The 14,632-nt window shown below is 64.1% G+C and carries 11 protein-coding genes, 1 rRNA gene and 1 pseudogene (1 of these 13 only partly in view); 9 read left to right on the top strand and 4 right to left on the bottom strand.

The genetic code is table 11. The features are described 5' to 3' along the window. The first annotated feature begins 96 nt into the window (after positions 1-96). Positions 97-2,496 carry a DEAD/DEAH box helicase gene (locus IEY38_RS05825; protein ID WP_188976072.1) on the top strand — a complete coding sequence of 800 codons (2,400 nt, stop codon included), beginning with the start codon at positions 97-99 and terminating at the stop codon, positions 2,494-2,496. A gap of 205 nt (positions 2,497-2,701) precedes the next feature. After that, the gene (locus tag IEY38_RS05830; RefSeq protein WP_229775227.1) at positions 2,702-2,941 is read left to right on the top strand and encodes a hypothetical protein; all 240 of its coding nucleotides are present in this window, start codon (positions 2,702-2,704) and stop codon (positions 2,939-2,941) included. Between the two features lie 207 nt (positions 2,942-3,148). Here IEY38_RS05830 and IEY38_RS05835 read toward each other — a convergent pair whose 3' ends face one another. Beyond that, entirely contained in the window at positions 3,149-3,805 is a 657-nt protein-coding gene (locus IEY38_RS05835; protein WP_188976074.1) for an HAD family hydrolase, read from the bottom strand. A gap of 114 nt (positions 3,806-3,919) precedes the next feature. Between IEY38_RS05835 and IEY38_RS05840 the strand changes: the two genes are divergently transcribed. The 5 genes from IEY38_RS05840 (at position 3,920) to pheT (ending at position 11,051) form a co-directional block, all read left to right on the top strand. Continuing rightward, positions 3,920-4,642, top strand: coding sequence for a PDDEXK family nuclease (locus tag IEY38_RS05840; RefSeq protein WP_188976076.1), 723 nt, complete (start codon positions 3,920-3,922; stop codon positions 4,640-4,642). A gap of 87 nt (positions 4,643-4,729) precedes the next feature. Next, on the top strand, positions 4,730-5,740 hold the full coding sequence (endA, locus tag IEY38_RS05845) for a tRNA-intron lyase (RefSeq protein ID WP_188976078.1): 1,011 nt from the start codon (positions 4,730-4,732) through the stop codon (positions 5,738-5,740). Positions 5,741-5,871: 131 nt separating this feature from the next. Then, on the top strand, positions 5,872-7,521 hold the full coding sequence (locus IEY38_RS05850) for a tryptophan--tRNA ligase (RefSeq protein WP_188976080.1): 1,650 nt from the start codon (positions 5,872-5,874) through the stop codon (positions 7,519-7,521). A 276-nt stretch (positions 7,522-7,797) separates the two neighbouring features. Beyond that, complete coding sequence (gene pheS, locus IEY38_RS05855; protein WP_188976082.1) at positions 7,798-9,309, top strand: phenylalanine--tRNA ligase subunit alpha; 1,512 nt, start codon at positions 7,798-7,800, stop codon at positions 9,307-9,309. Beyond that, positions 9,309-11,051, top strand: a complete 1,743-nt coding sequence (pheT, locus tag IEY38_RS05860; RefSeq protein ID WP_188976084.1) for a phenylalanine--tRNA ligase subunit beta — start codon at positions 9,309-9,311, stop codon at positions 11,049-11,051. The genes pheS and pheT overlap by 1 nt, the downstream gene beginning before the upstream one ends. A gap of 33 nt (positions 11,052-11,084) precedes the next feature. Here the strand turns inward: pheT and IEY38_RS05865 are convergent. The 3 genes and pseudogenes from IEY38_RS05865 to IEY38_RS05875 all read right to left on the bottom strand — a co-directional run bounded on the left by IEY38_RS05865 (position 11,085) and on the right by IEY38_RS05875 (position 12,958). Continuing rightward, a pseudogene (locus IEY38_RS05865) lies at positions 11,085-11,564 on the bottom strand (RDD family protein). 39 nt (positions 11,565-11,603) lie between these two features. Beyond that, positions 11,604-12,656 (bottom strand): quinone-dependent dihydroorotate dehydrogenase, encoded by a 1,053-nt coding sequence (locus tag IEY38_RS05870; protein WP_188976087.1) that lies wholly within the window; start codon positions 12,654-12,656, stop codon positions 11,604-11,606. Between the two features lie 104 nt (positions 12,657-12,760). Then, the gene (locus IEY38_RS05875; protein ID WP_004516407.1) at positions 12,761-12,958 is read right to left on the bottom strand and encodes a hypothetical protein; all 198 of its coding nucleotides are present in this window, start codon (positions 12,956-12,958) and stop codon (positions 12,761-12,763) included. A gap of 248 nt (positions 12,959-13,206) precedes the next feature. On the opposite strand from IEY38_RS05875, the gene IEY38_RS05880 reads away from it, so the two are divergent. Both IEY38_RS05880 and IEY38_RS05885 read left to right on the top strand, forming a co-directional pair. Then, positions 13,207-13,515 carry a non-histone chromosomal MC1 family protein gene (locus IEY38_RS05880; protein ID WP_004516406.1) on the top strand — a complete coding sequence of 103 codons (309 nt, stop codon included), beginning with the start codon at positions 13,207-13,209 and terminating at the stop codon, positions 13,513-13,515. A 746-nt stretch (positions 13,516-14,261) separates the two neighbouring features. Continuing rightward, a 16S ribosomal RNA gene (locus IEY38_RS05885) occupies positions 14,262-14,632 on the top strand (it continues 1,097 nt past the right edge of the window).

The raw sequence follows: 14,632 nt of genomic DNA on the forward strand, positions 1-14,632 counted from the left end.
GGGGCCATGTTTCGAAACCAGCGAATGTGCCCGCTCTTCGCACACGTTCGCTCCCCCATAGAAACGCCTTTGCCGTCGCGGAACTGCGACTGTGACGTGTCATCCAGAACCGACAGCGAGCCGACTGTAGCGGTCGCGGAGGTGCTCCCCGAGTTTGCCGACGCCTTCCCGTTCGAGGAGTTCAACCGGATGCAGTCGGCGGCCCTGGCGGCCCTGCTGAACCGCGACGACAACGTCGTCGTCAGCGCGCCGACGGCCAGCGGGAAGACCGCGCTGGCGGAACTGGCTATCTCCAAGACGCTCGCCGAGGACGGGACCGCGCTCTTTCTCGCGCCGCTTCGTGCGCTCACGAACGAGAAAGAAAGCGAGTGGGAGCGGTTCGAAGACTTGGGCTACTCCGTCTACGTCGTCACCGGCGAGCGGGATCTGAACCCCCGCCGCGCCGAGCGGGCCGACATTCTCGTGATGACGCCGGAGAAAGCCGACTCGGCCACCCGGAAACACGAGACCAGCCGCTACTCCTTTATTACTGACGTGGACTGCTGTGTCATCGACGAGGTCCACCTGTTGGACTCGGACCGTCGGGGCGCAGTGCTCGAAGTCACCGTCTCGCGGCTCCGCCGGCTCTGTGACCCGCGCGTCGTGGCGTTGTCGGCGACGATGCCGAACATCGACGACGTGGCCGACTGGCTCGACGCGCCCGATGAAACCACGTTCGCCTTCGGCGAGAAGTACCGTCCGGTCCCACTCAACGCCGACGTGAAGACCTACTCCCACGGTGAGAACGCCTTCGCCGACAAGTACCGGCGGCTCTACCGGGCACTCGACCTCGCCGAGCCACACATCCGTGAGGAGGGGCAGGCGCTTGTGTTCGTCTCCTCGCGCCAGGACACGGTGCAGGCCGCAAAGAAGGCCCGCGACGAGATTACCGAACGCGACATCCCCATGGGCGCACGCGGGGACTACGACTTCCACAACGACGCCGCCGATCTCTCGAACGACACGCTCCGCCAGTCCGTACTGGACGGCGTGGGCTTTCACCACGCCGGCCTCGCGCGTGAGGACAAGAACAGAGTCGAGCAGTGGTTCAAGGAGGGCAAGATTCAGCTCCTCTTCTCGACATCGACGCTGGCCTGGGGCGTGAACCTCCCCGCCCGCTGTGTCGTCATCCGCGACACCAAACTGCACGATCCGCTCGAAGGCGAGGTCGACATGAGCCCGCTTGACGTGCTCCAGATGCTCGGCCGCGCGGGCCGGCCCGGCTACGACGACATGGGCTACGCCTGGGTCGTCTGTGACCGCTCGGACGCCGACAAGTACCGCCGCCTCCTCCGGGACGGCAAGGAGATCGAGTCACGGTTGGCGGCCGAACTCGATGCCCACCTGAACGCCGAAATCGCACTCGGGACCATCGACGACGTGGACGACGTGATGGACTGGCTCGCGACCACGTTTTACTACGCCCGCTCGCAGTCGGCCCCCGACGAGTACGACGCCGGCAGCGATCTCCGACAGCGGGTCAGCGACACGCTCTCAGCGCTCGTCGACGAGGGCTTCGTCGAGCAGGACGGCCTCAACGTCGAACCGACCCGGCTCGGCCAGCTAGCATCGAAGTTCTACCTCCGGCTGTCGACCGCCCGTCGGTTCGCGGATGTCGCCGAACGGTGTCAGGACGCCGCCGACCCGGATTCTGCTGTCTCCGTCGACGCGGACGACCTGCTGACCGCGGTGGCCGGCGCAACCGAGTTCGACAGTGTCAGCGCCCGCTCCGACGAGGAAGACGCCGTCCACGCAGTGCTGGGAGACAGCGTCGACGACAGCCTCGACGCCGGCCAGCGCAAGGTGCTGGCCATCCTCCGCTCGGGCATGACCGGGACGACGCCGACGGAACTGAAAAGCGACGCGTGGGTCATCCGCCAGAACGCCCTGCGCCTGCTCGCAGCGATGCGGGAGTTCGTCGACACGCTCGGCCCGGCCCGCTACGCCAACCTCGCGTGTCGGGTCGAAGCTCGCGTCGAACACGGCATCAGCGCCGACGCGGTGGGGCTGACAGCCATCGACGGTGTCGCCAGCGGCCGCGCGGGTAAACTCGCTGCGGCGGGCCTCACGTCGCCCGCTGATGTGGTCGAAGCCGGTGAAGACGGCCTCGTCCGTGCCGGCCTCTCGGAAGGCGTCGCCGAGCAAGTGCTTGCTAACGCCCGAGACCTCCCCGTTGTCTCCATCGACTGGGGCGATTTCCCCGAGACGATCTCCCCCGGCGACAACGACATGCGGGAGGTGACGGTCGAAAATACTGGTGGGAGTGCCCGCGCGGGCCTGCGGGTCACAGTTAACGGGCGCGAGATGACTGCCAAGCCGTCGTATCTCGGTGAAGCCACGCTTCCGGTTGCTGTCTTCGGCGCTGATGCCGACGAACTGACTTTCACCGTTGAAGTCGCGTTCCCCGCGCTGCCGCTCCCGACGATTACCGAAACCCGATCAGTGCTCGTCCGATAACCGCCGTTTTGACCGTTGCTCTGAAACGCGCTCAGAACCCCGAATAAAATTTATAAACACTTTTCGAAGCGTTATTCTTCCCGGTGAAAGATCGCTGAAAGGTGTTGAAATCCAGTTAATATTCCGAAAAGAGTTCGAATTCTCCCCAAGGGTCTGGCGTTTATATGGGGGTATGGGTTCTTACGAAGAACTGAGGAAGCCCACCATGTCCAGTGCATCGCCCTTCCGTTCCCCGATGGAAGCCGCCCCCAGTAGCGCCGCCCTCCGATCACTCACTCGTCCCCTGCAATTCATCGCGTTCTGGCTGGCGATCGTCACGCCACTGGCGTACCCGCCGCTGCTGCTGGGCGGACTGGACAGTCAGAGCTTCCTCATCTTCGTGGGTGTCGTTGCCCTCAACGTCTTCGGCCTGCTGGCGGGCCGAGGATACGGTGATCCCGCCTGACCTGGCCGGGACTTCCTCCCCTCCATGCTGGCATTTCCGGCACGCAGCTTTCTGGTTTCGTGCCCTTGAATCTCTGCCCACCGTACTAACACCTGCCCGGTATTGTCCCTCGGTCTCTGGTTCAGTTCTGTATCGGTTCGCTATTTCCCACCGCATCTGGCTTCTGGCATTTCTCAAACACTGCCTCAAAGACACTCTACTCGGCTGTTACACACCGCCTAACAGCACCTGTCGCAGCGACGCGGTGTCGTCCGCGATCTCGTGGACCATCGACAGGTCAGTCTCGTCACCGTCGCCGCGGAACCCGACAGTCGTCATCCCAGCGGCGACGGCGGCACGTGCGCCCGCGGTGGAATCTTCGACGGCCCAGCAGTCCTCAGGCGTGACGCCCAGTTCCGCCGCACCGCGCTCGTAGATATCCGGCTCCGGCTTGCCGGGGCCGTCGATGTCGCCGGCGCTGATGGCGACGTCGAACTTCGAGAGGAGGTCGAAGCGCCCGTCGGTCACGTCGATCCAGGCCCACGGTGCGGAGGTCGTCAGCGCTAGCGCCACGCCGGCGTCCCGCAGGTCGTCGAGCAGTTCGTGTGCCCCGTCGAGGAAGGTTGCTTCTTCGCTGTAAATCCGCTCGCCGTGCTCCTCGAACAGTCTCTCGAATGCCTCCCGGCTGATTTCGAGGTCGTACTCGGCGTCGAGGTCCGGATACACTTCTCGGTAGTTTCGACCGGTAATCGCGGACAGAGGAATATCGTCGTTCGGTGCGGCCGTCGGGAGGATATCCTCGTGCTGGGCGCGGACCCAGTGATCTTCGGACTGGACGAGCACGCCGTCCATATCGAAACAGACCGCGGCCGGTGGTTCGCTCATTGCCTCCCTGTCGCCCGGCGACGGCTTTGGCTGTTGCGACTCCGGCAGTGACGCCCACTCTACGAAGCCCCACCGACTGAGGGTTTAAGTACCGGAACCCGGGCAGGACGGTCCATGCACGACGGAACCCGTGTGATAGCTGGCGAGTGTACGACCGTCTTCGAGGGACCGCGCGAGCGGGAGCAGCGCGGCGACGTGCTCGTCGTCGTCAAACCGGACAACACTGTTCTCGTTCACGATGCCGAAGGGTATCAGCCGGTTGCGTGGCTCACGCGCGCCGAAAGCGTCACCATCGACAACGGAGCGGTGACTGCCCGCGACGGCGACGAACTCCTCCGGGTGGTTACTCACGAGGAACACGGTAGCGCCCGCTACCCGGCCTCGAACGCCGGCGTTCCGGTACGTGACTGCCCCGACTGTGCCGGGACGCTGGTCCGTGCCCGAAGCGAGGTCACCTGTACCGGCTGTGACGCCGCCTACGGGATTCCGAGCGATGCCGCGGTCACTGGCGGCCGCTGTGACGACTGCGGACTCCCGACGCTTCGGGTGGAACGCGGCCGAGCCTTCGAACTGTGCCTCGACCGGGAGTGTGACTCACTGGACGACGCCGTCACCGCGGCCTTCGACCGCGAGTGGGACTGTCCCAACTGTGATCGCGACCTGCTGATTCTCCGCCGTGGCGGTCTGCTCGCCGGCTGTGAGCACTATCCCGACTGTGACACCGGCTTCTCGATGCCGTCCGGCGTGGTCGTCGGCGACTGTGACTGCGGCCTGCCGCTGTTCGAAACCGCTGGCGGCACGCGCTGTTTGGACAGTTCCTGCGAAGAACGGGGGTGAAGGCTGGGCCTCCACACCTGTACCATCCAGTTTCGCTGACGGCTCGGACCCGTAGGGGCTTTGTCGCCGCGGGGGTCACGTCAGAGCATGGAACTGACGCTTGAGGGCGATGTCGTGCGGGCCGGCTACGAGGCGCGCGAGCGGTTCTACGACTCGCGCGGGTACGGGAAGGTCCGCAACGGCGACATCGATCTGGCCCCGGTGGAAGCCGCACACCTCCTCTACCGCGGGGATATCGAGAGCATCGACGGCATGGATTTCCGGGCGTTCCTCGGGTCGGCGGCCGTCTCTGAGGTCGACTTTGCCGTCTACAAAGACCTCCGTGATCGCGGTTTTTACCTCACGCCGGCCCGCGAGGGGTGGGTCGATGACGCCGCAGGCACAGACTTCGTGGTCTACCCGCGCGGGAAGGGGCCATGGGACAACGAGGTGGCCTACCGCATCCGGGTTATCGGCGAGCGCGACACCGTCAACGCCGCGGCGCTGGGCGACTGCGTGCTAGCGGTCGTCGATGAGGAGAGCGAAGTCACCTATCTCGATACCGACCGGCGAGATGTCGAGGGAACCAGTGACGCTGCCGTCCCGGCGACGGAAGGGGAACTGCTCGCCGAGCGGGTGGTGTGCTGGGAACCGCCGGCAGAACTGTACGACCAGGCGTTCTACGGCCAGCGACTCGGCGACGACGGCGCGGTCCAGCTCTCGCTTGTCGAGGCCGCGTATCTCGCACAGGAGGGCCTGCTCACCGTCGACGGCGGGGCCGACGCCGTCGTCGAGCGGGGCCGCGAGGTCGAGGGCGACCGCTTCGACCGCCGGCTGGCCGTCTACGCGGCGCTGCGAGCGAGCGGTGTCGCGCCGAAGACCGGCTTCAAGTTCGGCGCGGACTTCCGGACCTACGCCGACGTCGAGAGTGCCGAGAACCTCGGGCACTCGGAGCTACTGGTGCGGGTGCTGCCGGCCGACCACCGCTTCGAGCCGCGGGACCTCGCGCTGGACGTGCGGCTCGCCCACGGCGTCCGGAAGACGATGGTGTTCGCGCTCACGACGGACGACGGTGGCGGCGACATCGAGTGGATCGCCGTCGAGCGATTGACCCCCTGAGTTGACCAAGCGCCGTGGTCGGCCGGTTGGTGTCTGTCCGCCGGTCCGGTCGGCGCACCGAAACGAACCCTTTTTGCGCCGACCGGAACCAAAGCACCTGTAACGTGGCTCACCGCGAGCCGACCACACCCATGACAACGGACGACTCCCACCACGACGACGCATCGCCCGACGAGGACCGCCGCCAGTCGGGCGGAGCGTGGCGGGAGCCTGACACCCGCTCCGGCGGCGACCCGGTGCTACCGGACGGCGGCACTGAGGCCGAAGGGGCTGACGAGGCAACGCTTGACCCATGGGGCTCCTCGACCATCGCCGACTACCGTAAGCTGTTCGAGCAGTTCGGCATCGAGGAGTTCGACGAGGTGCTCCCCGAAGTCCCCAACCCTCACTACTTGATGCGGCGGGGCGTCATCTTCGGCCACCGGGACTACCGACCGGTCGCCGAGGCGATGCGCAACGACGACCCCTTCGCCGCGCTGTCGGGGTTCATGCCGACCGGCGACCCCCACATCGGTCATAAGCTCGTCTTCGACGAGATCATCTGGCATCAACAGCAGGGCGGGGACGCCTACGCACTTATCGCGGACCTCGAAGCCCACAGCGCCCGCGGGCTGTCGTGGGACGAAATCGACGAGCACGCGACGAACTACCTGTTGTCGCTGCTCGCGCTCGGGTTCGACCCCGACGAGGGCACGCTGTACCGCCAGTCCGACAACCGTGAGGTGCAGGACCTCGCCTTTGAACTCGGCGCGGAGGCGAACTTCTCGGAGCTGCAGGCCATCTACGACTTCGACGGCGAGACGGATGTCTCGCACATGCAATCGGTCGTCACGCAGATGGCCGATATCCTCTATCCGCAACTGGATGAGCCAAAGCCGACGGTCATCCCTGTCGGCCCGGATCAGGACCCGCACATGCGACTGGCACGGGACCTCGCCGCACGGATGCGGTACTTCGGCGTGACGGAAGCCTTCGCTAGTTTCGAGGCCGACGGGGTCGAGCGGACACTGCTCCGGCAGGCTTACGACGCCCGCGAGGACTACGCCGAGGACGCCGACCGACCTCGGTGTGGCGAGGCCGCCGACTGGCTGCGCGAGCACCAGCCAGCGCCCGCCGACGCCCGTGAGTCCGTCGTCGCGAAACTCGACGAGGCCGGGAAGGAACCGCTCCGACCGCGGATCCGATTCCTCGACCGCAACGCCACAGACGAGGCTTTCGAGGCGCTCATCGAGGCTATCGACGGCGAGAAGCGGGTGTACGACGAGCACATCGATACGTTCGACTTGGACCACGCCGAGGCCGAGGAACTGGCCCGGCAGGTCGAACTCGACAACGGCGGCTACGGCTTCCAGCCGCCGTCCTCGATCTACCACCGGTTCATGACCGGCCTCACCGGCGGCAAGATGTCCTCGTCGATTCCAGCCTCGCACATCTCGCTGCTGGACGACCCGGAGGACGGCTACGACAAGGTGAAATCGGCGACTACCGGCGGTCGCTCAACAGCCGAGGAACAGCGTGAGAAAGGCGGCAAAGCCGACGAATGCCCGGTGTACGAGCTGTACGCCTACTTGCTCTCGGGCGATGACGACGAGTTCGCGAAAGAAGTGTATGACGAGTGCGTCGGCGGCGAACGCCTCTGTGGCGGCTGCAAGGAGCAGGCCGCTGAACTGATGGAACAGTTCCTCGAAGAGCATCAGGAGAAACGCGCTGAGTGGGAAGACAGGCTCGAGGAACTCGACATCGACCTCGACTCCGACCGCGCGCCGACAAGCGCGGACTGAGAACCGGCCCCCCACCGCTCGTTTCGTGTCGAGACGAGCATACGCACAACGTTTATATCTGCAAGTCACAACCGCTCAGACATGGCACCCGAATCCCACCGTGCCGGCGTCGCTTGCCAGCTATCTGACAGTCCGGGGTTCGGCTTCTTTTTTGCTGCCTGACCGCGTGCGGACTCTGACGGCGTCGAGAGGCGTGGTCGGACGAAACCGCGAGCAGGAAGTGAGAACCGTTAACTGAGCGACCCGCGGTTATCCCCACAAGACCGAGACACCCGTATGAAACGACCACAGGCACAGGTGGCCGTCCTGCAGGCCGCCGACGCACAGAAAGACAGGCGTATCGACGACGTGGCTGCAGAGGCTGACCTCAAGCCGGAAGCGGCCACCAGAGCGGCGTTCGAACTCGAAGCTGACGGGCTGGTGTCCGTCTCCGAGGAGACGCTCGAACACTACGAACTCACCGACGAAGGCGACCGGTACGTCCGGGAGAGTCTGCCAGAACAGGACCTCTACGAGGCCGCTATCGACGCCGGCGCGGCCGATGGCCCGGTCCAGATGGGGCAAGTCATCGGCGCGTCCGGCCTCGAAGGCGGCGCGGTCGACATCGCGCTCTCGAACTACGCCCGCAAGGCCTACGGCAGCATCGACAGCGGCGAGATCACGGCCAACCAAGACGCCGATCCCGGGTCCGACCCCGAGATGCTGGCGCTGGAGGCTGTCGCAGACAGGCGCGTCGAGGACGCTGACACGGACGCGCTCGACCAGCTGGAACGGCGTGGACACCTCGATGTGCGTGAGGAAACCGTCCGCTCGGTCCAGCTCACTGACGACGGTGTCACCGCGCTGATGGAAGGTGTCGAAGCCGCCGAGACGGTCGACCAGCTTACTCCAGAGATGCTCACCAGCGGCGAGTGGGAGGACGTGGCCTTCACCGAGTACAACGTCGAGGCCGACGCCGAGGACGTGAGCCACGGCAAGGAGCACATCCTCCGCCAGACGGCAAACCGCGTGAAGGACACGCTCGTCGGCATGGGCTTCTCCGAGATGGAAGGCCCTCATGCCGACGCTCAGTTCTGGATCAACGACTGCCTGTTCATGCCACAGGACCACCCGGCCCGGACCCACTGGGATCAGTTCGCCCTAGAGGAGCCCGAAGAGATCGGTCACCTCCCTCCGGACCTCGTCGAACGGGTCCGCTCGGCCCACAAGGAGGGCGTCGGCCCCGACAGCGAGGGGTACCACTCGCCGTGGACCGAGGACATCGCCCGCGGGATGGACCTGCGCGGCCACACCACCTCGCTGTCGATGCGCTACCTCTCGGGCCATCAGGTCGGCGAACTCGACCCGCCCGAGCGCTACTTCAGCGTCGAGAAGGTGTACCGAAACGACACGCTCGACCCGACGCATCTGCTGGAGTTCTTCCAGATCGAGGGCTGGGTGATGGCCGAGGACCTTTCCGTGCGGGACCTGATGGGGACGTTCACGGAGTTCTACGAGCAGTTCGGCATCACCGATCTGGAGTTCAAGCCCCACTACAACCCTTACACCGAGCCGAGCTTCGAACTGTTCGGCACCCACCCCGAGACCGGTGAGGTGGTCGAGGTCGGCAACTCCGGAATCTTCCGCGACGAGGTGCTCACGCCGCTTGGTGTCGATTGTGACGTGATGGCGTGGGGCCTCTCGCTTGAACGACTACTCATGCTCATGTACGGCTTCGAGGACATCCGCGACGTGCACGGGACGCTGTGTGATCTTGAACTGCTGCGGGAGACGGAGGTGATCCGCTGATGCCGGTCGTCGATGTCGACCCTGATGAACTGCGGTATCTGACCGGGCACGACGAGAAAGACGACGACGAACTCAAATCTGACCTGTTCAACCTCGGCCTCGAATTCGAGGGCTGGACCGAGGACGACGAGTTCCAGCTGGAGTTCGCGCCGGACCGACTGGACCGCCTCTCCGTCGAGGGGGTCGCGCGGTCGCTTCGCTACCACTACGGCGACGACCGCGGCGTGGATATCCCCAACACGAACAGCGCCGACTGGACGATTGAGGTCGAGGACCAGCCTGACGAGCGCCCGTACGTCACCGGCGCTATCGTCCGCGGCCTGGATATGGACGAGGCTGCACTGGAATCGCTCATCCAGCTTCAGGAGAAGCTCCACGCGACGATGGGGCGCAAGCGGGCAAAAGGTGCTATCGGCGTCCACGACCTCACGATGCTGAAAGGCAACTCGGTCACGGACGAGACGGGCAAGTCCATCACCTACACCAGCGCCGACCCCGACGAGGCGACGTTCGTTCCGCTGGACGCCGACGCGGAGATGACCCCCAGTGAGGTCATGGCGTCCCACGAGACCGGCCAGACCTACGGCGATCTCGTGGCCGATTTCGACCGTGTGCCGGCTATCTACGACGCCATCGGGCTGTTCTCGTTCCCGCCGGTCATCAACGGACGCCGGACCGAGGTCAGTGTCGACTCCCGGGATCTGTTCATCGAGATGACCGGGACCGACCAGTGGACCATCGACCACATGTGCAACATCGTCTGCTACGCGCTCGCTGCCCGCGGCGGACAGGTCGAGAAGGTCGACGTGTCCTACGCTGATGACGCGCCTGGGGAGTATGCTGGCAAGACGCTGGAACGGCCGGACTTCTCGGTGCGGACGAAGACGGTTACCCACGACCGCATCGAGTCCATCCTCGGCGTCTCACTCGATAGCCGCGAGGTCATCGACTACGCCGAGCGGGCCGGCCTCGACGCCACCGAAACCGAATCCGATGACGGCATGGCCTACGAAGTCGAGGTTCCGCCGTACCGCGTCGATGTCATCCACCCGCTGGACATCATTGACGACATCGGCCGGGCGCTCGGGTTCAACAGCCTCGAACCGACCTACCCCGACGTGTCGACGGTCGGCGGCCGCCACGAGCGGTCCAGGCTGGAGGACGCCGCCCGCGACGCGCTCGTCGGACTGGGCTTCGAGGACCTGCTGAACTTCCATATGACAAACGAGGTCGAGAACTTCGAGCGGATGGGGTTGGGCCCCGACACCACGGGCGGGGATGTCGTCGGTCAGACCGACCCCGTCACCATCCAAGAGCCCTACAGCGAGGACTACACCATCCTCCGAACGTGGGCGCTCCCCTCTATCATGATGGTGTTGGAGAACAACACACACCGGAGCTACCCGCAGGACCTCGCCGAAATTGGGCTGGCCGCCGGTCTCGACGACTCGGAGAATACCGGCGTCGCCGAACACCGTACCGTCGCCGCCGCGCTCGCGCGCACGGACGCCTCGTACGAGGACGCGAAGGCTCGTCTGCAGGCGCTCGCCGACGCCTTCGACAAGAACCTCGAAACGCCACCAACCACGCATCCGTCGTTCATCGGCGGCCGCGCCGCCGAGGTCGTCCTCGACGGCGAGTCGGTCGGTGTCATCGGTGAGATTCATCCGAAGGTGCTCGTCGAGCACGATCTGGAACTGCCGGTTGCCGCATTCGAGTTCCGTCTGGATGCACTGGAGTAAGTCTGGCTGAGCCGGCGCAGCGCTCCCTCGGCTCTATCTGTCGCTCGGATACACGTACTCTACCTCCCTCGGCTTCCCGGTTTCCTCTTCGTCGGTTTCGATGACGATGGTCGAAGAGAGCTTGTTGAACAGCCGCAGCCCCTCCTTCTCGTATGCCAGCCAGCCGACGAGGATATCGAGGGGCAGCAGGAACGCCTTGCCGAAGCTCTCGATGGCCGCTGTCACGTAGTCGATGGCCTCGCCGCGTTCGTCCGTGACGGCGATGTTCATCACTATTTTCCCGACCGACTGCCCCTGCCGGCCTTCCAAGACCGTCCAGTACACGAAGAGGCCGAGCCCGTTCAGGCCGGTGAACGGAGTGGGATCCGAGAGGCCGCCGGTCAGGAGAGCGAACACGCCTGCGACCTCGCCCAGTGCGGAGAGGACGACACCGACGAGCAGGATGTCGAGAAGCCACGCGAAAAAGCGGTCGTCTCAGGATGCGATATGCAGCGTGCGGCGGGTGTCGGCCATGTCGCCGGTTCGCTGCAACTGTACTTCAAGATTTGCCAGCTACAGGTCCGCGCCGACGGCGTCCTCGACCGAGTCGAAGCCGTCCTCCGCGAGCAAGTCGAGGAGTCCAGAATTGATTTCGCGTGCGGTGGACGGACCGCGGTAGACCAGGCCGGTGTACAACTGGACGAGCGAGGCCCCGGCGCGGATCTTCCGGTATGCGCCCTCTGTCGTCGAGATGCCACCGACGCCGACAACGGGCACGTCGACACGCTCGGCAACGAACCGAACCATCTCGGTCGCCTCGTTCTCTATTGGTTTCCCTGAGAGGCCGCCTGTCTCGACCGCGTTCGGCGAGCGCAGGCTGGCGGGCCGGTCCGTCGTGGTATTCGTTGCGACGACGCCATCTAGATCTAGCTCGGTCACTATATCCAGCGCGTCCTCGACTGCCGGTTCGGGAAGGTCCGGTGAGAGCTTCACGAGTAGCGGGGCCGCGCCCGCGTCCCGTAGCTCGCCGAGGATCGCCTCCATCGCGTCGCGGTTCTGGAGTTCCTCGAACCCCTCTGAGTTGGGACAGGAGACGTTGATGACGAAGAAGTCCCCACCTTCGGCGACGTGTTCATACGTGGTTCGGTAGTCTTCTGGGGCCTCATCTGTCCCGACGTGTTCCGTCTTGGCGATGTTGACGCCGACCGGGAACGGGGCGTCGACGTTCTTCAGTCGCTCGCCGATGACGATGGCCCCGTCGTTGTTCAGTCCCATCCGGTTGATTATCGCCTCGTCCTCTCTGAGCCGGAACATCCGCGGGCGGGCGTTCCCGGTCTGTGGCTCAGCCGTGACACCGCCGACTTCGGCGAAGCCGAAGCCCAGTGACGCCAGCGCACTAGGGATGGTGGCGTTCTTGTCGAAACCGGCAGCGACTCCGACGGGGTTGTCGAACGTGTAACCGAACGCCTCCACTGCGAGCCGGTCGTCAGTGACGGTGTAGCGGTCGGCCATCGCGTCGGCGATTCGGGTTCCATCAACTGCCTCTAACAGTCGATGGACGCTCCGGTTAGCGGTTTCTGCTGGCAGCGAAAACAGGAGTGGTTTCGCGATATCGTAGGGTCTCATTGTGTGGGTGTTCGGGTTAGCTCGAAGAACGGTGGTGACCGACCGATTTCGGGCGTCGGCCCAACAGCCCCGCCCAGTGGCACTGTGTCACCGTCGATGGTGCCTCAAAAGTCGTGTTCGACCTCTTCCGGGTCGGCTTTCTGGATAATAATTTTGTTGTCGCGGACGCGGACGAACACTTCGTCACCGATTTCCATCCCGGCGACGGCTAGCTCGTCTTCGTGAATGTTGATATGTACGTTGTGGTACTCGCCGTCCTCATCTTTGGCGCCACTCGGGCTGAGCTTCTTCTTTCGCACCATCGCGCTATCCTACTCCGCACTTCACCGCAGGATACACTTAAGTCTACCGTGCCGCCGGTCGCTGGCTGGCGGTTTTGTGGACGCGCGTGACGATTTCGGCCCGAATATCTGGCTTGAGCCAGCCGGTTTGCAGGTTCGAACTGGTACGCAGCGGCACCACTGTATAAAAGCATCCCCCGACGGAGGGCGGATTGGGGAGTATATTTATGTTCTGCCATGTGCTGAATTGGCATGGAGCGGTGAAATCCATGGCACCCGACAGTGACAAGCGCAACTTCGCACTGCGCGAAGACGGTGACGAATCGAGCGTCTTCTCGGGCGGAACACCTCGACAAGCTGCACTGAAGGCAGCACGTCGACTCGAACCGGCCGATGGTGAAGATCAGGCCGATCCTGAGGAGATACGACTACGGGAGAAGGGAACCCACAAAGTTCACATCTACGAAGCGTGGGCATGGGTCGAGGAGGCACCCGACGACAAACCCGACTGGATGCCCGGAGATATCACGAAAGGAAACGTCTCGAAGCAGGGCGTCGAACACCTAGACGAAATCTAGGTCGAATTCCCGACATTTTTGCTGGCCTTCGAAGTTGACGCCTTGACCTACGCGTCCACGTGTGCGCGAGGAGACTGTAGGGGGAGCATCTGTCACAGCTATCTGTTCCTTAATCCATACTCCCTGTTCATACACGTGTGGGACACTCACACCCGTGTAATCGCGGCCCGCAGACGATCTCCTTCGACGGGGTTAAGTGTGGCTCACCCATCGAAATGAAATGCGAACGTGGTCAGGGGCCGACGCCCCCGAACGAACGCACTCGTTCCGCTGCCCTTAAGTGTAACAGGGCGTTCGGAATGAACGCGAAGGTCGCTCGCGTCGTGCGGTTCGACGCGAGCCCGATCCGACGCCCTTAAGTGTAACAGGGTGTTCGGAATGAACGCGAAGGTCGCTCGCGTCGTGCGGTTCGACGCGAGCCCGATCCGACGCCCTTAAGTGTAACAGGGCGTTCGGAATGAACGCGAACGACGTTCGGTCTGGGACATCGAATCCCTGCCGACACGGACCAGGCGGGATTGGCTCGCCAACGAAACTCGAAGCCTTTATGGTGGCTTCGAGACAACAATCAGGTCCGAAGAAATGAGGATTCCACCCCTGCGGTCCGCCGTCAAGATGGGATCTGATGTTAGCCCTGATAGTTCGGTGACACTCGGTCGACGGGTGTCCTCGAACACCCTTCGATAGCGACCACACCCATTATATGGGTGTGATCCCGCCTAACCCCCGGCCTTGTGCCGGGATACATTCCGGTTGATCCTGCCGGAGGCCATTGCTATCGGAGTCCGATTTAGCCATGCTAGTCGCACGGGCTTAGACCCGTGGCATATAGCTCAGTAACACGTGGCCAAACTACCCTACAGACCGCAATAACCTCGGGAAACTGAGGCCAATAGCGGATATAACTCTCAGGCTGGAGTGCCGAGAGTTAGAAACGTTCCGGCGCTGTAGGATGTGGCTGCGGCCGATTAGGTAGATGGTGGGGTAATGGCCCACCATGCCGATAATCGGTACGGGTTGTGAGAGCAAGAACCCGGAGACGGTATCTGAGACAAGATACCGGGCCCTACGGGGCGCAGCAGGCGCGAAACCTTTACACTGCACGACAGTGCGATAG

Origin of the sequence: Haloarcula sebkhae, assembly GCF_014647415.1 — an archaeon.
In the GTDB taxonomy this organism is placed as follows: domain Archaea; phylum Halobacteriota; class Halobacteria; order Halobacteriales; family Haloarculaceae; genus Haloarcula; species Haloarcula sebkhae.

Coding starts and splice junctions, on each gene's coding strand:
- IEY38_RS05850 (WP_188976080.1), top strand. CDS start 5,872: ATGACAACGGACGACTCCCACCACGACGACGCATCGCCCGACGAGGAC.
- IEY38_RS05830 (WP_229775227.1), top strand. CDS start 2,702: ATGTCCAGTGCATCGCCCTTCCGTTCCCCGATGGAAGCCGCCCCCAGT.
- IEY38_RS05880 (WP_004516406.1), top strand. CDS start 13,207: ATGGCACCCGACAGTGACAAGCGCAACTTCGCACTGCGCGAAGACGGT.
- pheS (WP_188976082.1), top strand. CDS start 7,798: ATGAAACGACCACAGGCACAGGTGGCCGTCCTGCAGGCCGCCGACGCA.
- endA (WP_188976078.1), top strand. CDS start 4,730: ATGGAACTGACGCTTGAGGGCGATGTCGTGCGGGCCGGCTACGAGGCG.
- IEY38_RS05835 (WP_188976074.1), bottom strand. CDS start 3,805: ATGAGCGAACCACCGGCCGCGGTCTGTTTCGATATGGACGGCGTGCTC.
- IEY38_RS05875 (WP_004516407.1), bottom strand. CDS start 12,958: ATGGTGCGAAAGAAGAAGCTCAGCCCGAGTGGCGCCAAAGATGAGGAC.
- IEY38_RS05840 (WP_188976076.1), top strand. CDS start 3,920: ATGCACGACGGAACCCGTGTGATAGCTGGCGAGTGTACGACCGTCTTC.
- pheT (WP_188976084.1), top strand. CDS start 9,309: ATGCCGGTCGTCGATGTCGACCCTGATGAACTGCGGTATCTGACCGGG.
- IEY38_RS05870 (WP_188976087.1), bottom strand. CDS start 12,656: ATGAGACCCTACGATATCGCGAAACCACTCCTGTTTTCGCTGCCAGCA.